We start from the raw sequence: 16,104 nt of genomic DNA, 5'->3' as shown, positions 1-16,104 counted from the left end.
CCCCTCGTAAAGCGAAATGTACAAAAAAATCAGCAGCTTTGCCGCGCCCATGAAAACGGCCCAAACGAAAAAGGCGACCCTCTCGGATCGCCTTTTTCGTGTACCGCCAGCAGGGGCGGTGATGTTTGGTAGGCACAATTGGATTCGAACCAACGACCCCCACCATGTCAAGGTGGTGCTCTAACCAACTGAGCTATGTGCCTGCTGTGAGGCGGCATTCTACGCAATCGACGCAGCGTGTCAATACTTTTTTTCACGCTAAGCCACTGAATACTAATATTTTTTACCCCAGCCCGGGTTTGCGCGATTTTTACCGTCTGGCTGGCGGGTGTTTATTATTGTTGATACGATCTGCACAATCGTAAAAAATATAGAACATACAACTACAAACCCTGAGGTGCCCGCACATGGCCAACACCCCCTACCCCCAGTCGTATTACGCCGCATCGGCCAACCCCGTCCCGCAGCGCCCGAGCCTGCAGGAAGAAGTACAGACCGACGTCTGCGTGATCGGTGCGGGTTACACCGGCCTGTCCAGTGCCCTGTTCCTGCTCGAGAACGGTTTCAGCGTCACCGTGCTTGAAGCCGCCAAGGTCGGCTTCGGTGCCTCTGGCCGCAACGGCGGTCAGATCGTCAACAGCTACAGCCGCGACATCGACGTGATCGAACGTACCGTCGGCCCCAAGCAGGCACAGCTGCTCGGCCAGATGGCCTTCGAGGGCGGGCGCATCATCCGCGAGCGCGTGGCCAAGTACAACATCCAGTGCGACCTGAAGGACGGTGGCGTGTTCGCCGCCCTGACCAAAAAGCAGATGGGCCACCTGGAATCCCAGCAACGCCTGTGGGAACGCTACGGCCACACCCAGCTGGAACTGATGGACCAGCGCCGCATCCGTGAAGTGGTCGCCTGCGACAGCTACATCGGCGGCATGCTGGACATGAGCGGCGGCCATATCCACCCGCTCAACCTGGCCCTGGGCGAAGCCGCCGCAGTGGAATCGCTGGGTGGCAAGATTTACGAACAGTCCCCGGCCATCCGCATCGAGCGCGGTGCCAACCCGGTCGTGCATACCCCGCAGGGCAAGGTGCGCGCCAAGTTCATCATCGTGGCGGGCAACGCCTACCTGGGCAACCTGGTACCGGAACTGGCCGCCAAGTCGATGCCATGCGGCACTCAGGTGATCACCACCGAGCCGCTGAGCGAAGAGCTGGCACGTACCCTGCTGCCGCAGAACTACTGCGTGGAAGACTGCAACTACCTGCTCGACTACTACCGCCTGACCGGCGACAACCGCCTGATCTTCGGCGGTGGCGTGGTATACGGCGCGCGTGACCCGGCCAACATCGAGGCGATCATCCGCCCGAAAATGCTCAAGGCCTTCCCGCAGCTCAAGGACGTGAAGATCGACTACGCCTGGACCGGCAACTTCCTGCTGACCCTGTCGCGCCTGCCGCAGGTAGGTCGTCTGGGCGACAACATCTACTACTCCCAGGGCTGCAGCGGCCACGGCGTCACCTACACCCACCTGGCCGGCAAGGTGCTGGCCGAGGCCCTGCGCGGCCAGGCCGAGCGTTTCGACGCCTTCGCCGAACTGCCGCACTACCCGTTCCCGGGTGGCCAGATGCTGCGCGTACCGTTCAGTGCCCTGGGCGCGTGGTACTACAGCCTGCGCGACCGCCTGGGCGTGTAAGCCGGCAACCCCGGGCCGTCACTGCCCCACGGCATTGACGGCCTGGCGGGCCGCCTGCTCCTGGCCTGCCTGGGCCAGTTCATTGGCGGCCTTGAGCCAGCGCTGGCGGTCCACCTGGGCCGGCAGTTGGCCGGGCGGCTGCACCAGCACCGCCCAGCTCCCCTCCTTCTTCCAGGCTGCGGCGAAATCGTCGAAGTCCATCAGCAAGCGCCGATTGTTGCCCGCACGCAGCAGCACCCGCGACTTGTAGCGGTCATAACCCACCAGCAGGGCATAGCGCGGCTCGCTCCAGAACGCCGAACCTTCCTGATAGCGCAACAGCACCGGATTGCCCGCGGCCACCTGGGTCAGCAACGCCGGCAGGGTGCCGTCGAGCGGGTACACCACCATGCCGTACTGGCGTGCCACAGTCGCTACCGAGGCCTGCAGCCTGTCGACACCTTGTGGCAGTTGCAAGGGCCCTTCGAGCAGGCCGGGGGTGATGCGCACCCCCTGCTGCGAGAGGATCGCGGCCAGCGCCATCGGCGCGCTCTGGTTGGCGTTACCACGGTAGAACGGCACCGCGCCCAGTTCCACGCGCTGGGGCAGGCTGTTGAGCTGGGATGAAGGCTGGCTGGCGCAACCGGCCAGGCTGGCGGCCAGCAGGCAAGCCAGCAGCAGACGATGGGACACGCGACGTTTGGGGGCGGTGGGCAACATGGACACTCGCTTGTGCTGATGCCGGGCAGACGACGCCCGGCCCTGGCTTGCGATCATAGGCTGGCGCAGGCCTGCGGTATAGCCCGCGGCACGCTTAGAGCGAACTGAACCAAGGCGCTGGACCACTGGTCAACCGTCTGTCACAGACGATGGGCTAGACTGAGCTTGTGTCCGAATGGCGAGTGCAGCTTGCCCAGTCGAAGGAGGCACGCAATGAGTCTGACGATGGGAATCTTTCTGTTGATAGGCACGTGGCTGGTGGTAGCCGCAGCCATGCTCTGGGGGGTGTTGCGCATCGCGCGCCGCCACCATCTGCACCATCCGCAGCCGACCAGGGCTGCATCCGAGGCACAGCGGCACGCTCGCCGCCACGCCAACGCGCACTGACGCGACACTGCATAACAACCTTCGCCGACAACGCCGGCATCTGCAGGTGCGTCCTGCAGAGCCGACGTCGCTGGCGAAGCGGTCAGTCAGGTTTCGCTTGCAGCGCCTCGCGCCGCTCGCGAGCCCGGCGCGACATGATGTTGAGCACCTCGATCGCGGTGGAGAACGCCATCGCCGCATACACATAACCCTTGGGCACATGGGCACCGAAGCCTTCGGCGATCAGGGTCATGCCGATCATGATCAGGAAGCCCAGGGCCAGCATCACCACGGTAGGGTTGTCGTTGATGAACCGGGCCAGCGGGTCGGCGGCCACCAGCATCACGATCACCGCACTGATCACCGCGATGATCATGATCGGCAAGTGCTCGGTCATGCCCACGGCCGTGATGATGCTGTCGATCGAGAACACGATGTCCAGTACCAGGATCTGCCCGATCGCCGCGGCAAAGCCCAGGGTCACGGTAGACGACGCCTTGGTCTCTTCCTTGGCACGCGGGTCGACGCTGTGGTGAATCTCGGACGTCGCCTTCCACAGCAGGAACAGGCCACCGGCGATCAGGATCATGTCCTTCCACGAGAAGGCATGGCCGAACACGTCCACCACCGGCTCGGTAAGCTGCACGATCCACGCCACGGTGCTGAGCAGGCCCAGGCGCATCACCAGCGCCATGCTGATACCGATGCGCCGTGCCTTGGAGCGGAACTGCTCAGGCAGCTTGTTGGTGAGAATCGAGATGAAGATCAGGTTGTCGATGCCCAGCACGATCTCCATGGCCACCAGGGTAGCCAGGGCCACCCAGGCGGTCGGGCTTGCAGCAAGTTCCAACAGGTATTCCATGAATCAATCCTGAATCAGTGTGAGTAAAAAATCAGATTTCCCGGGCGCTGTCGTCGCGCTCGGGTTTGTCCTGGGACTCATCGGGCTTTTTCGCCAGGGGCGAACCGGTCGCGTCGCTGAGCGCCTGCTGGGCGGCATCGTTGGTCTTGTCGATCGCTTCCTTGGCCGACTGGGCAGCCTGGTTGAGCATCTGCTGGGCAGATTTTTCCGCCTGCTCGCAACCGCTCATGGCCAGCAGCGCCAGCGCCATCACCAGGGGTGTGCCAATCGATTTGAAATACAGCATGGGTTCCTCTCTGAAGGTCTTGCCTTGATAGCGACGCATTCTAAAGAGACTGAAACATCCGGAAAATTCGTATTTTCAGCAGTTATACTTCGGTTTTTACGAATCGGAGATGCACATGCTCAACTACCGACAACTGCATTACTTCTGGGTCGTGGCCAAGACCGGCAGCATCGTGCGTGCCGGCGAGCAGCTCAATCTCACCCCGCAGACCATCAGCGGGCAGATCAGCCTGCTTGAGCATAGCTACGGTATCGAATTGTTTCGCCGTGTGGGACGCCAGCTCGAACTGACCGAGACCGGGCGCCAGGCCCTGTCCTACGCCGAGCAGATGTTCCAGATTGGCGGCGAACTGGAAGCAGTGCTGCGCGCCCAGCCCGATGAGCAGCAGATTCTGTTTCGCGTGGGGGTGGCCGACGTGGTGCCCAAGTCGATCGTGTACCGGCTGCTGGCGCCGACCATGGAGCTGCCCGACCCGCTGCGCCTGACCTGCCGCGAGGACAAGCTCGAACGCCTGCTGGCAGATTTGGCAGTACAGCGCCTGGACATGGTGATCTCCGACAGCCCGATGCCCAGCCATCTCGACATCAAGGGCTACAGCCAGAAGCTCGGGGAGTGCGGCATCAGTTTCTTCGCCACCCCGGCACTGGCTGCCCTGCATCCGGCGCCCTTTCCTGTCGGTCTGCAGCATGCACCGATGCTCATTCCCGGCCAGGAGACGGTGGTGCGCAGCCGGCTGCTGCGCTGGTTCGCCGAGCAACAGTTGCAGCCGCGCATCGTCGGCGAATTCGATGACAGTGCGCTGATGCAGGCATTCGGGCAGTCGGGCAGCGGCATCTTCATCGCCCCCAGCGTGATCGCCGACGAGGTCTGCCGCCAGTACGGGGTGGAGTTGATCGGCCAGACCGATGCCGTCACCGAGTCGTTCTATGCCATTTCGGTAGAGCGCAAGGTCAAGCACCCGGGTATCGTCGCGATCACCGAAGGTGCCCGCCGCGAGCTGTTCAACTGGCCTGCGCCCTGAGAGACACACGGCACCGACATCACATCCCGGGCCTAAACATTCCACGGCCCGAACCGTCGATAGAAGGACGCGCCGACGCATCGCGACAACACGCCCCACCTACCGCCAGGCAGTGTGCTGCGGTCAGGGCCCGCGTGCTGTGCTAAAGTCCCGCCCCTTTCGCCGCAGGGCTAGCCCGCGGCATGCCTTTGCTACGCTATCCGGGCCTCCCGGACCTTGCACAAGAACGAGAAACACCTGTCATGACCCCACTTCTGAACCTGTTGAACCGTACCAGTCTGGTACTGCAGATCGTGATCGGCCTGGTGGCCGGCATTGCCGTGGCGCTGCTCTGGCCAGCCGCCGCGCTGAACCTGGCATTTATCGGCAAGGTATTTGTCAGTGCACTCAAGGCGGTGGCACCCATTCTGGTGTTCATCCTGGTGATGGCTTCCATCGCCAACCACAGGCACGGCCAGGAAACCCATATCCGCCCTATTCTGGTGCTCTATCTTTTCGGCACCTTTTCCGCAGCGGTAGTGGCGGTGGTCGCCAGCATGCTGTTCCCCTCCCAGTTGGTGCTGGCCACTCATGATGTGGCGATGAGCCCGCCTGGTGGCATCAGCGAAGTGCTGCAAGGCCTGCTGCTGAGCGTGGTGGCCAACCCGGTGACTGCGCTGATGGAGGCCAACTTCATCGGCATCCTGGCCTGGGCGATCGCCCTGGGCGTGGCTATCCGACATGCCGGTGAAACCACCCGCACCGTGGTCGACGACCTGTCCAAGGGCGTAACGCTGATCGTGCGCATGGTCATCCGTTTCGCGCCTCTGGGAATCTTCGGCCTGGTGGCGGCGACCCTGGCCGAATCCGGCCTGGGGGCCCTGCTGGGCTACCTGCACCTGCTGGCGGTGCTGATCGGCTGCATGCTGTTCGTGGCGCTGGTGATGAACCCGCTGATCGTGTACTGGAAAATCCGTCGCAACCCATTCCCGCTGACGCTGCTGTGCCTGCGCGAAAGCGGCATCACCGCGTTCTTCACCCGCAGCTCGGCCGCCAACATTCCGGTCAACCTGGCCCTGAGCGAAAAGCTCGGGCTGCATGAAGACACCTACTCGGTGTCGATCCCGCTGGGTGCGACCATCAACATGGCCGGCGCGGCCATCACCATCACCGTGCTGACCCTGGCGGCGGTGCATACCCTGGGCATCAGCGTCGACCTGCCCACGGCCATCCTGCTCAGCGTGGTCGCCGCCGTGTGCGCATGCGGCGCCTCGGGGGTGGCGGGCGGCTCGCTGCTGCTGATTCCGCTGGCGTGCGGCCTGTTCGGCATTCCCAGCGAGGTGGCCATGCAGGTGGTGGCGGTAGGCTTCATCATCGGCATCCTGCAGGACTCGGCCGAAACGGCGCTCAATTCGTCCACCGACGTGCTGTTCACGGCCGCCGCGTGCGAGGCCGAGGAACGCCAGGCGAGCTGATCCTGGCAGGCATGAAAAAGCCCGGCAAGGCGTTGACCTTGCCGGGCTTTTTTCATGCCTGGGTAATCAGAACGCGCCCATGTAGTCGCGCTTGCCGATTTCCACGCCATTGTGGCGCAGGATGGCGTAGGCCGTGGTCACGTGGAAGAAGAACTGCGGCAGGCCGTAGGTCAGCAGGTAGCTCTGGCCGGTGAAGCGTTTTTCTTTCGGCGTACCCGGACGGGTGATGATCTCGATACCTTCCTTGCCGTCGATCTGCTTCGCCTCGATCTGCTCGACAAAGGCCAGCACCTTGGCGATCAGCGCCTGCAAATCGGCAAATGTGGTTTCAGTGTCGTCGTACTTGGGCAGTTCGACCTCGGCCAGGCGGGCCGAAACCCCCTTGGCGAAGTCCACCGCAATCTGCACCTGGCGAACCAGCGGGAACATGTCGGGGTACAGGCGCGCCTGCAGGAAGACATTGGCGTCGATATTCTTCGCCTCGGCGTGCGCCTGGGCCTTGCCCAGCACATCGCTCAGGGCATTGAGCATCTGCTTGAAAACGGGAACAGAGGCGGCGTACAGGGAAATGGTCATGACAGTCTCGCTGGGTGATGGATTGAGCGTGGCCGATTATAGACACGCTTGGCGCCGCCCGGCGGCTTGTCTTTTATTCTGCAAGGATTAGGCTAGTTGCCTTCCACAGCATAGGGAACGCGCGATGAGCACTGAGTTGGACACCCCCGTTGACGAGCAACGCCTCGACAGCACGCAAATCCGTATCCTCGGCGCCTTGATCGAAAAGCAGGCCACCAGCCCCGAAACCTACCCCCTCACCCTCAACGCCGTGGTGCTGGCCTGCAACCAGAAGACCAGCCGCGAGCCGGTGATGAACCTGACCCAGGGCCAGGTCGGCCAAAGCCTGCGTGCCCTCGAAAGCCAGGGCCTGGCGCGCCTGCAGATGGGCAGCCGGGCCGACCGCTGGGAGCACCGCGTCGACAAGGCGCTGGAGCTGGTACCAGCGCAACAGGTACTGCTGGGGCTGATGTTCCTGCGCGGGCCGCAGACGGTCAGCGAGCTGCTGACGCGCAGCAACCGCATGCATGAATTCGAGGATGCCGAACAGGTGCTGCATCAGCTGGAGCGCCTGGTAGCCCGGGGCTTTGCCCTGCACCTGCCGCGCCAGCCCGGCCAGCGCGAAGACCGCTACACCCATGCCTTCGGCGACCCGGCCGACATCGAAGCGATTCTGGCGGCACGCCAGCAAGGCGCGGAACGCCCTGTCGGCGGCGTGTCGGCCGAGCGCATCGAGGCACTGGAGGCGCGTATCGCGGCGCTGGAAGAACGCCTGGCGCAGCTGGAGTAGCCAGCTCGGCACAGGGTCGAGCAATGCTTTGCGGGAGCACGTTCAGCCGCTCCCGCTCACTGCCTGGCGCGAACCTGCCTGCAGGGCTCAATCGCCCCGCGCAAACGCCACCGCTTCGGCGATCTGCCGTGAATCGGGGCGCACCCCGGTATACAGCACGAACTGCTCCAGCGCCTGCAACGCAATCACCTCCAGCCCGGTAACCACTGGTTTGCCAGCAGCCTGGGCGGCCACGATCAAGGGCGTCTGCGCCGGCATCGCCACCACGTCGAACACCGCCTGCGCCGCCTCGATCTGCTCGTGCTCGAAGGCCAGTTGCTGCGCCTCGGCCCCGCCCGCCATGCCGATCGGTGTCACGTTCACCAGCAACCGGGCCCGCACACCGTGTGGCTCGGCCTGCCAGCGATAGCCACAGGTGCGGGCCAGCCGCTCGCCGGCCTCGCGATTGCGCGCAACGATCGTGCCGTCGCTGAAACCGGCATCGCGCAGCGCGCACGCCACCGCCTTGGCCATGCCGCCGCTGCCGCGCAGCGCCACGCTCCATGCAGGGTCCAGGCGATGCTGGTGAATCAGTTGACGCACCGCCAGGTAATCGGTGTTGAAGCCCTTGAGATGCCCCTGGGTGTTGACCAGCGTGTTCACCGAATCGATGGCCGCCGCCGAGGGGTCCAGTTCATCGAGCAACGCGATGCAGGCCTCCTTGAACGGCATCGACACACCGCACCCACGCACACCCAGCGCGCGAATGCCGGCCACGGCGGCCGGCAGGTCGGTGGTGGTCATGGCCTTGTAGTAGTAATCCAGCCCCAGCTGCTGGTACAGATGGTTATGAAAGCGCACGCCGAAGGTACCGGGGCGCCCGGCCAGGGACATGCACAAAACGGTGTCTTTGCTGGGGGTCATCGATTGGCTCCTGAAAACGGCAGGGGCACCAGTATGCACTCACTGCCCACCGAACCGTTGATCGGGGCTTACACAACCTTTACTCAACGCCCGTGCCATTTTTCCGGGGGCTGCGGTCTTATGGGTATCCCCGCGCCACGTCTTGGGTGTCTCGACAGCACCAGCGCCGGGGCTGCAAACCGAGGAGTCTTCATGAACCGTCACATCCCGAGAATCGCCCTGCTGGTTGGCGCCCTGGCCGTCTGCGGGCAAGCGGCCGCCCACGGTGGTGGCGGCGGCTGGCACGGGGGTGCCGGCCCGGTGCTTGGCGCGGCCGTCGTCGGTGCCGTGGTGGGTGCGGTGGTGTCCGGCAACCACGACCGTACCGTCTACGTCGAGCGCCAGCCGGCCTACTACGGCCCCCGCCGGTGTATGTCCAGGCCCCGCCGCCGGTGTACTACCAGCCGTACCCGCCGTATCCGGTTGTGGAGCGCTACGTACCGGTGCCGCCGCCGTATTACCGCGAGCGCTACTACGGCCCGCCACCGGTGTACTACGGACCGCCCCGCTGGTAGCACCGGCCCTGCGCCCTGCCTGCGGGCAGGGCGCTGGCTGTCGGGGAAACCGCCCGCATTGGCTTGATCGCCGTTCAGGCCTAGGCTGGCATACCCTCACAGCCTGAACCCAGGAGTTCGCATGACCGCTGAAAAAGGATTTCCAGCCCCGCTCGACCCAGCCCAACACCCCCTTGCCGCCGCGCAGCAGATGACCCTGGCGATCATCCTCAGCGGCCAGTACAAGCTGCCACAGACGCCCGCCAAGGCGGCCGAGGCAGGCCACGAGTTGCTCAAGGCCGTCACCGCCGGCTACCTCAAGTCCCGCTAAGGTCCCGCTCGGCTGGTTCGGCACGCCGATCCAGCCGCTGCAAACGAAGCCCAGGGTTAAATAAATTTCATAGTTCGCCCAATGTTTACGGGGCAATCGACACAGACTCGACCATACTCCTAGAATGTAACGGCTTGTAATAAAAAACCCGTGCACAGCCAACGACATACCTACATTTAGTGAGCACCAACGTGAAAACCTCCCTGTCTATTCTCAGCCTGCTGCTGATGCTCACTGGCACTGCCAGCGTCACGTCGAACGCTGTTGCCCAACCGGCCCCCCAGGTCCAGCGCGACCCTGCCAAGCTGCACCTGGCCTCGGGCAGTGCACTGCTGATCGACCTGCAGACCAACAAGGTGCTCTATGCGAGCAACCCGGACCGTGTGGTGCCGATCGCCTCGGTCACCAAACTGATGACCGCGATGGTGGTGCTCGATGCCAAGCAGGCCATGGACGAACCCCTGACCATCACCATCGCCCAGACCAAGGAAATGAAGGGCGTGTACTCGCGGGTTCGTCTGGGTAGCGAGCTGAACCGTCGCGACACCCTGCTGATTACCCTGATGTCCTCGGAAAACCGGGCCGCCGCGACCCTTGCGCACCACTACCCCGGTGGCTACACCGCCTTCATCAAGGCCATGAACGCCAAGGCCAAGGCCCTGGGCATGAGTCATACCCGCTATGTGGAACCCACCGGCCTGTCGACCAGCAACGTGTCCACCGCTCGCGACCTGAGCAAGCTGCTGCTGGCCGCGCGCAGCTACCCGCTGCTGAGCGAGCTGAGCACCACCCGCGAAAAGACCGTGGCCTTCAACAAACCCAACTACACCCTGGGCTTTCGCAACACCGACCACCTGGTCAACAAGAGCAACTGGGACATCAAGCTGACCAAGACCGGCTTCACCAACGAGGCCGGCCATTGCCTGGTGCTGCTGACGCGGATGGACAATCGCCCGGTGGCCATGGTGATACTCGATGCCTTCGGCAAGTACACCCATTTCGCCGATGCCAGCCGCATGCGCCAATGGCTGGAAACCGGCGACGCCAAACCCGCCCCGGCCGTCGCGATCCGCTACAAGGCCGAACGCAGCCAGAACCGCCCTGCGGTCGACTGATCGCACACACTGCCGTGCCTCGCGCACGGCAGACACCCCACCCGCCAAGAGCGTGAAGCCACAACTCCGAGCGCGCGCCGGAGGTTGTAAATTTAGCCCTCCATCAATCGTCCTTCCCCTGACACCCGACCTTCGCCTGACACAGCCAGGCCGTCGGACCGATCAGTACTGCGACCGAGATGGCAATGACCAGAACCCGTTCCCGAAAAGCCCTGTACATCGGCCTGCCGCTTGCCCTGGCAGCAGTCGTGGGCGCAGCCGCCGCTGGCTACCTGTACTGGAAGCAAGGGCCTGCCTACCCCCGCGAGATCGTCGAGCAGGCCAATGCCCTGCACGAGCACATGCTGTCCTTCGATAGCCACGTCACCGTACCGCTGGACATGGGCACCGCTGGCCACGAGGTGGACAAGAACAGCGGCGGCCAGCTCGATCTGGTCAAGGCCGGCCAGGGGCGACTATCCGGCGCGGCGCTGACAATCTTCGGCTGGCCCGAACTGTGGAACGGCCCGAATGCGCCCCACCGCCCCACTCCGGGATTTGTCGACGAGGCCCGCCACCAACAGGAGGTGCGCTACAAGATCATCAGCGCCATGGTGCGCGACTTCCCCAACCAGATCGGCATTGCCTACACCCCCGACGACATGCGCCGCCTGCATGGCGAGGGCAAGTTCGCCATCTTCATCAGCATGCTCAACGCCTACCCACTGGGAAACGACCTGTCCCAGCTCGACCTGTGGGCGGCCCGTGGCATGCGCATGTTCGGCTTCAGCTACACCGGCAACAATGACTGGGCGGACTCCTCGCGGCCGCTGCCGTTCTTCAACGACACCGCTGACGCCCTGGGAGGGCTGTCGCCAATCGGCAAGCAGGCGGTCAAGCGCCTGAACGATCTGGGGGTGATCATCGATGTCTCGCAGATGTCGACCCTGGCCCTGGAGGACGTGGCTCGCCTGAGCCGCACCCCGATCGTGGCCTCGCACTCGGCGCCACGGGCGTTGGTAGATATCCCGCGTAACCTCAGCGACAAGGAACTGAAACTGATCAGGGACAGCGACGGCGTGGTCCAGGTCGTCGGCTTCGGCACCTATCTCAAGCCCCTGAGCAAACCGACCCTGGACAAACTCGAGGCTCTGCGCGCCCGCTTCGACCTGCAGCCCCTGCAGGGGCTGGCCAATGCGCTGATGCCGGGCGATGCGGTGATTGCGATCTGGCCCGAGGCGCGCTTTGGCGAGTATGCCGGCAACCTCTACGGCATCATCGATGAGGAGCCCAAGGCCACCCTCAAGGATTTCGGCGATGCAATCGACTACGTCGTGAAGAAGATCGGCATCGACCATGTGGGCATCAGCTCGGACTTTAACGACGGTGGCGGCCTGGACGGCTGGAAGGACGCCAGCGAAACCCGCAACGTGACTGCCGAACTGCTCAGCCGCGGCTACTCCGAAGCAGACATCGCCAAGCTGTGGGGTGGCAACTTCCTGCGCGTGTGGGCCCAGGTGCAGAAAGCCGCACAACCCGTTGCCACGCTAGCCCCCTGACCCTTATCGAGCGCCGACATGACCGACCGTCGTACATTCCTCAAGCAGGCCGGGGTACTTGCCGCCAGCCTGCCGCTAGGCACCAGCCTGCTGCCAGCCGCCCAGGCGGCCCCTACCGCGCAGCTAAACGGCCCGGACAAATGGCGAAACCTGCGTCAACTGTTCCCGCTGGACCCGAATGTGGCCCACTTCGCCAACTTCCTGGTCACCGCCCACCCCAGGCCGGTTCAGGAGGCCATCGATCGGTTTCGTGCCGAAGTCGATCTCAATCCCGCCGAGCAGATGGACTGGGAAAGCCAGAACGAGTGGAAGCGTGAAGGCGAAGTGCGCAACTGGGCGGCCCGTTATCTGGAGGTCAAGCCCCGCCAGATCGCCCTTACCGGCAGTACCACCGAAGGGCTGGGCATGATCTACGGTGGCTTGCAGGTGGGCCCCGGGCAAGAGATCCTGACCACCGAGCACGAGCATTACTCCACGCATAAATGCCTGGCCTTCCGCCACCAGCGCCAGGGCACGTCCGTGCGCAAACTGCGCCTGTTCGAGCAGCCCTGGCAGGTGTCCACCGACCAGGTGCTGAGCACAATCGACCAGAATATCCGCCCCAACACCCGCGTGCTCGGCATGACCTGGGTGCACTCGGGCAGCGGGGTCAAGTTGCCGGTGGGCGAGATCGGCGCTCTGGTGCGCCGCCACAATCGCGAACGCAGCGAGCAGGACCGCATCCTGTATGTGATCGACGGCGTGCACGGGTTCGGCGTGGACAACCAGCGCTTCGACGACTTCAACTGCGACTATTTCATCGCTGGCACCCACAAGTGGATGTTCGGTCCGCGGGGTACGGGAATCATCTGCGCCGCCTCGGAAAAAATGCAGCATCTGGTGCCCACCTTCGCGACCTTCTCCGAGGATGAGGACTTCGCCACCATCATGACCCCCGGGGGCTACCACGCCTTCGAGCATCGATGGGCACTGGGCAAGGCCTTCGAACTGCACCTGCAACTGGGCAAGGCGCAGGTGCAGGCACGCATCCACCAGCTCAACACCGCGCTCAAACAGCGCCTGCTCGAACACAAGGCGATCGAGCTGGTGACACCGTTGAGCACCGAGTACTCCGCCGGGTTTACTTTCCTGCGCATCAAGGACCACGACGCCCGCGCCGTGGCCGCCCATCTGGTACGCAACCGCGTGATGGTCGATGCCGTCTCCCGCGATGCCGGGCCGGTGATCCGCTTCGCACCCGGCCTGCTCAACGACGAACAGCAGATCGATCGGGCCATGGCCCTGCTGACCCAATACCTCTGACAGAGCCCGTTTCCAGCCCTGCCGCCGGGCGGCAGGGCTCCCTGAAGCAGGGTCAGCGGTAAATTCCAAGCCTCACAGCTCGTTCTATCGGAGTACCTGAGCAGGATCAGGGGCGCAAAAAACTGGCGCCCCACCTCGACCACACACGGGAGCCGCACCCATGAACCAGCCCTCAACATCCGAAACAATCCACGACCTGATCGGCGTCGGCTTCGGCCCCTCCAACCTGGCCCTGGCCATCGCCCTGGAAGAACTCGCCCAGACCAACGGCCATGCCCTCGATGCGCTGTTCATCGACAAGCAGAGCGACTACCGCTGGCACGGCAACACCCTGGCCACCCAGAGTGAACTGCAGATTTCCTTCCTCAAGGACCTGGTGTCCCTGCGCAACCCCACCAGCCCCTACAGCTTCGTCAACTACCTGCACCAGAAGAAGCGCCTGGCCGACTTCATCAACCTGGGCACCTTCTACCCCTGCCGCCTGGAGTACAACGACTACCTGCGCTGGGCCGCCGAGCACTTCGCCACCCAGGCGGTGTATGGTGAGGAGATCCTGCGCGTGGAACCTGAACTGCTGGACGGGCGTATCGACCACCTGCGCGTGATCTCCCGCAGCGCCCAGGGCCATGAACGCCTGCGCCGGGCACGCTCGGTGGTGGTGGGCAGTGGGGGCACGCCGAAGATCCCGCCGGTATTCGCGCCCTTCAAGGACGATCCGCGCGTGTTCCACCACTCCCAGTACCTGAACAGCCTGGAACAACTGCCGTGCACCCAGGGCAAGCCCATGCGCATTGCGATCATCGGCTCGGGGCAAAGCGCCGCCGAGGCCCTGATCGATCTGAACGACAGCTACCCGTCGGTCAAGGCCGACATGATCCTGCGCGGCTCGGCACTCAAGCCGGCCGATGACAGCCCGTTCGTCAACGAGGTCTTCACCCCCGACTACACCGACCTGGTGTTCAACCAGCCCCAGGCCGAGCGTGCCAAGCTGATCTCCGAGTACCACAACACCAACTACTCGGTAGTGGACATCGACCTGATCGAACGCATCTACGGCATGCTCTACCGTCAGAAAGTCGCCCATCAGTACCGTCACGCCGTTCTGTGCCGACGCAACATCGAGGCCGCCGTCAGCACCGACAAGGGTATCGAGCTGACCCTGCGCGACCTGGCCACCGGTATCCAGCAGACCCACGTGTACGACGCGGTGATTCTTGCCACCGGCTATGAGCGCCGCTCCCATCGCGAGCTGCTGGCGCCGCTGCAACAGCACCTCAAGGACTTCGAAGTGGACCGCGACTATCGCGTGCTGGCCAGCCCGGAGCTCAACGCGGCGGTCTACCTGCAGGGCTTCTGCGAAGCGTCACACGGCCTGAGCGATACCCTGCTTTCGGTACTGCCGGTGCGCGCAGCCGAGATCGGCCAGTCGCTGTACCAGAGCCTGGGCCAGCGCGCCAGCAACGCCCGCGCCAGCGCGACCCTGGCCAGCGCCTGAGCCTGAGCCTGAGCCTGCCCCGTGCTATCAGCGCTGCATGCAGCGCCGATAGCGCTCATCCACCCGTTTGGCAAACCATGCCGTGGTCAGCTTTCGGGTGATCTTGGGGCTCTTGAGTTCGATGCCTGGCAACTGCGCCCGCGGCAACGGCTTGCCCGCAGCCGCCTCGGCCAGTGCATACACCCGCTGATACAGCCGCGTGCGCTCGAATGCCAGGCTGTCCCCCTCCTCCAGCTGACTGCGAATGGTCGGGTTGCGCAGGCCGAGCCTGTCACCCAGGCGCCGTACCGCCTGTTCGGTGGCCCCCGGAAAAATCGCCCCTGGCGCGATCAGGTCGCCGTCCAGCGCCAGTTCCACGCCCGACGCCTGGCTGACCGCATGCTGGAACGCCGCGTTGCGGCTTGCGTACCAGCCTGCATTGAAGTCGGCAAACCGATACAGAGGCTGCTCGTAGCTGGCTGGGTAACCCAGCAGATGGGCGATGCCGAAATACAGCCCGCCGCGCCGAGTGAACACTTCCTGGCGCAGGGTGCCGCTGTAGGCATAGGGGTAGTCCTGGGCGTGGCGTTCGGCGAACGCGATGCTGACCTGCATCGGCCCCCCGGTGCGCACCGGGTTCAGGTCGCCGAGCAAGGTACGCCCAAGCGGCAGCGAACCGATCAGGTCGTCGAACAGTGCACTCAGTTGCTTCTCGCTTCGCACCGCCGCCAGTCGCTGGCTGTAGGTTCTGCCATCGGGCGAGTGGGTTTGCAGCGCGGCCTCCACCAGCCGCTGCGGAACATGCAGACGCGCCGCACGCCGGTCGATCTCGGCGCGGGCAATGCGCCCCAGGCCGGGCACCTGCGGGTCGGCCTGGTAGGTCGACTCCTGCTCGGTCACCGCCAGCACCGCGCACAGGTTGCTGCGGCTGGGGTCGAGCTTCTGTGCGGCAAACGCCGTTTGAATGTCCGCCGCCCACCCTTCACGGTCACCAGTGGCGGCTGGCATCAGTGCAACCACCGTGGCGCGCACCTGGGCCGGCGTGGCCTGTTGCGCTCCACGCTGGCCGGCGCACCCCTGCAACAGCAGCGCCAGCGTGGCCAGCACCATCCATCCGCGTAAAGGCATACAGCCCCCGGCTATCGGTCGAGGGCCCCACAGTACACAGCCGGGGCCGGCCCGTG

The 16,104-nt window shown here is 64.3% G+C and carries 16 protein-coding genes, 1 tRNA gene and 1 pseudogene; 11 read left to right on the top strand and 7 right to left on the bottom strand.

Going from position 1 to position 16,104, the window contains the following annotated elements:
• Positions 1–126 precede the first annotated feature (126 nt).
• Positions 127–203: transfer RNA gene (locus NP552_RS23615), tRNA-Val, on the bottom strand.
• Between the two features lie 204 nt (positions 204–407).
• Between NP552_RS23615 and NP552_RS23610 the strand changes: the two genes are divergently transcribed.
• Complete coding sequence (locus tag NP552_RS23610; protein WP_078480501.1) at positions 408–1,691, top strand: NAD(P)/FAD-dependent oxidoreductase; 1,284 nt, start codon at positions 408–410, stop codon at positions 1,689–1,691.
• 18 nt (positions 1,692–1,709) lie between these two features.
• On the opposite strand, the gene NP552_RS23605 is transcribed toward NP552_RS23610, so the two are convergent.
• Positions 1,710–2,447, bottom strand: coding sequence for a peptidase C39 family protein (locus NP552_RS23605; RefSeq protein WP_054915713.1), 738 nt, complete (start codon positions 2,445–2,447; stop codon positions 1,710–1,712).
• Between the two features lie 156 nt (positions 2,448–2,603).
• Between NP552_RS23605 and NP552_RS23600 the strand changes: the two genes are divergently transcribed.
• Complete coding sequence (locus NP552_RS23600; protein ID WP_167400240.1) at positions 2,604–2,777, top strand: hypothetical protein; 174 nt, start codon at positions 2,604–2,606, stop codon at positions 2,775–2,777.
• An 82-nt stretch (positions 2,778–2,859) separates the two neighbouring features.
• On the opposite strand, the gene NP552_RS23595 is transcribed toward NP552_RS23600, so the two are convergent.
• The gene (locus NP552_RS23595; RefSeq protein ID WP_043863034.1) at positions 2,860–3,618 is read right to left on the bottom strand and encodes a TerC family protein; all 759 of its coding nucleotides are present in this window, start codon (positions 3,616–3,618) and stop codon (positions 2,860–2,862) included.
• 31 nt (positions 3,619–3,649) lie between these two features.
• Complete coding sequence (locus tag NP552_RS23590) at positions 3,650–3,904, bottom strand: hypothetical protein (RefSeq protein WP_078480500.1); 255 nt, start codon at positions 3,902–3,904, stop codon at positions 3,650–3,652.
• 115 nt (positions 3,905–4,019) lie between these two features.
• Here NP552_RS23590 and nhaR point away from each other — a divergent pair, with 115 nt between their 5' ends.
• On the top strand, positions 4,020–4,925 hold the full coding sequence (nhaR, locus tag NP552_RS23585) for a transcriptional activator NhaR (protein ID WP_043863167.1): 906 nt from the start codon (positions 4,020–4,022) through the stop codon (positions 4,923–4,925).
• Between the two features lie 242 nt (positions 4,926–5,167).
• Positions 5,168–6,379, top strand: a complete 1,212-nt coding sequence (gene sstT / locus NP552_RS23580) for a serine/threonine transporter SstT (protein ID WP_043863036.1) — start codon at positions 5,168–5,170, stop codon at positions 6,377–6,379.
• Positions 6,380–6,445: 66 nt separating this feature from the next.
• Here sstT and NP552_RS23575 read toward each other — a convergent pair whose 3' ends face one another.
• Positions 6,446–6,955, bottom strand: coding sequence for a DUF1993 domain-containing protein (locus NP552_RS23575; protein ID WP_054915710.1), 510 nt, complete (start codon positions 6,953–6,955; stop codon positions 6,446–6,448).
• 124 nt (positions 6,956–7,079) lie between these two features.
• Here NP552_RS23575 and NP552_RS23570 point away from each other — a divergent pair, with 124 nt between their 5' ends.
• Positions 7,080–7,724, top strand: coding sequence for a YceH family protein (locus NP552_RS23570; protein WP_043863038.1), 645 nt, complete (start codon positions 7,080–7,082; stop codon positions 7,722–7,724).
• Positions 7,725–7,811: 87 nt separating this feature from the next.
• Here the strand turns inward: NP552_RS23570 and NP552_RS23565 are convergent, their stop codons facing one another.
• The gene (locus NP552_RS23565) at positions 7,812–8,627 is read right to left on the bottom strand and encodes a shikimate 5-dehydrogenase (protein WP_043863039.1); all 816 of its coding nucleotides are present in this window, start codon (positions 8,625–8,627) and stop codon (positions 7,812–7,814) included.
• 192 nt (positions 8,628–8,819) lie between these two features.
• Between NP552_RS23565 and NP552_RS23560 the strand changes: the two are divergent.
• The 6 genes and pseudogenes from NP552_RS23560 to NP552_RS23535 all read left to right on the top strand — a co-directional run bounded on the left by NP552_RS23560 (position 8,820) and on the right by NP552_RS23535 (position 14,941).
• Positions 8,820–9,181: pseudogene (locus NP552_RS23560) on the top strand (hypothetical protein).
• Positions 9,182–9,302: 121 nt separating this feature from the next.
• Positions 9,303–9,491, top strand: coding sequence for a hypothetical protein (locus NP552_RS23555; RefSeq protein ID WP_043863041.1), 189 nt, complete (start codon positions 9,303–9,305; stop codon positions 9,489–9,491).
• 191 nt (positions 9,492–9,682) lie between these two features.
• Positions 9,683–10,606 carry a D-alanyl-D-alanine endopeptidase gene (gene pbpG / locus NP552_RS23550; protein WP_078480536.1) on the top strand — a complete coding sequence of 308 codons (924 nt, stop codon included), beginning with the start codon at positions 9,683–9,685 and terminating at the stop codon, positions 10,604–10,606.
• 185 nt (positions 10,607–10,791) lie between these two features.
• Positions 10,792–12,144 carry a pyoverdine-tailoring dipeptidase-like protein PvdM gene (gene pvdM, locus NP552_RS23545; RefSeq protein WP_213607275.1) on the top strand — a complete coding sequence of 451 codons (1,353 nt, stop codon included), beginning with the start codon at positions 10,792–10,794 and terminating at the stop codon, positions 12,142–12,144.
• Between the two features lie 18 nt (positions 12,145–12,162).
• A complete protein-coding gene (pvdN, locus tag NP552_RS23540) occupies positions 12,163–13,446 on the top strand; it encodes a pyoverdine-tailoring periplasmic protein PvdN (protein ID WP_213607274.1) in 1,284 nt (427 codons plus the stop codon).
• 160 nt (positions 13,447–13,606) lie between these two features.
• Positions 13,607–14,941, top strand: coding sequence for a lysine N(6)-hydroxylase/L-ornithine N(5)-oxygenase family protein (locus tag NP552_RS23535; protein WP_104572292.1), 1,335 nt, complete (start codon positions 13,607–13,609; stop codon positions 14,939–14,941).
• Positions 14,942–14,968: 27 nt separating this feature from the next.
• On the opposite strand, the gene NP552_RS23530 is transcribed toward NP552_RS23535, so the two are convergent.
• Entirely contained in the window at positions 14,969–16,048 is a 1,080-nt protein-coding gene (locus NP552_RS23530; protein WP_104572291.1) for a DUF1615 domain-containing protein, read from the bottom strand.
• Between the last annotated feature and the right edge of the window lie 56 nt (positions 16,049–16,104).

It is taken from the genome of Pseudomonas sp. 8209 (assembly GCF_028682105.1).
Taxonomy (GTDB): domain Bacteria; phylum Pseudomonadota; class Gammaproteobacteria; order Pseudomonadales; family Pseudomonadaceae; genus Aquipseudomonas; species Aquipseudomonas palmensis.
The sequence above is the reverse complement of the archived record's forward strand: the minus strand, read 5'-3'. Positions and strand labels throughout refer to the sequence as shown.

Bases quoted from the DNA above. Each gene is read 5' to 3' on its own strand.
- NP552_RS23610 (WP_078480501.1), top strand. From the start codon at position 408: ATGGCCAACACCCCCTACCCCCAGTCGTATTACGCCGCATCGGCCAAC.
- NP552_RS23570 (WP_043863038.1), top strand. From the start codon at position 7,080: ATGAGCACTGAGTTGGACACCCCCGTTGACGAGCAACGCCTCGACAGC.
- NP552_RS23565 (WP_043863039.1), bottom strand. From the start codon at position 8,627: ATGACCCCCAGCAAAGACACCGTTTTGTGCATGTCCCTGGCCGGGCGC.
- sstT (WP_043863036.1), top strand. From the start codon at position 5,168: ATGACCCCACTTCTGAACCTGTTGAACCGTACCAGTCTGGTACTGCAG.
- NP552_RS23535 (WP_104572292.1), top strand. From the start codon at position 13,607: ATGAACCAGCCCTCAACATCCGAAACAATCCACGACCTGATCGGCGTC.
- pvdN (WP_213607274.1), top strand. From the start codon at position 12,163: ATGACCGACCGTCGTACATTCCTCAAGCAGGCCGGGGTACTTGCCGCC.
- NP552_RS23600 (WP_167400240.1), top strand. From the start codon at position 2,604: ATGAGTCTGACGATGGGAATCTTTCTGTTGATAGGCACGTGGCTGGTG.
- NP552_RS23530 (WP_104572291.1), bottom strand. From the start codon at position 16,048: ATGCCTTTACGCGGATGGATGGTGCTGGCCACGCTGGCGCTGCTGTTG.
- NP552_RS23590 (WP_078480500.1), bottom strand. From the start codon at position 3,904: ATGCTGTATTTCAAATCGATTGGCACACCCCTGGTGATGGCGCTGGCG.
- NP552_RS23555 (WP_043863041.1), top strand. From the start codon at position 9,303: ATGACCGCTGAAAAAGGATTTCCAGCCCCGCTCGACCCAGCCCAACAC.
- NP552_RS23575 (WP_054915710.1), bottom strand. From the start codon at position 6,955: ATGACCATTTCCCTGTACGCCGCCTCTGTTCCCGTTTTCAAGCAGATG.
- NP552_RS23595 (WP_043863034.1), bottom strand. From the start codon at position 3,618: ATGGAATACCTGTTGGAACTTGCTGCAAGCCCGACCGCCTGGGTGGCC.
- NP552_RS23605 (WP_054915713.1), bottom strand. From the start codon at position 2,447: ATGATCGCAAGCCAGGGCCGGGCGTCGTCTGCCCGGCATCAGCACAAG.
- nhaR (WP_043863167.1), top strand. From the start codon at position 4,020: ATGCTCAACTACCGACAACTGCATTACTTCTGGGTCGTGGCCAAGACC.
- pvdM (WP_213607275.1), top strand. From the start codon at position 10,792: ATGACCAGAACCCGTTCCCGAAAAGCCCTGTACATCGGCCTGCCGCTT.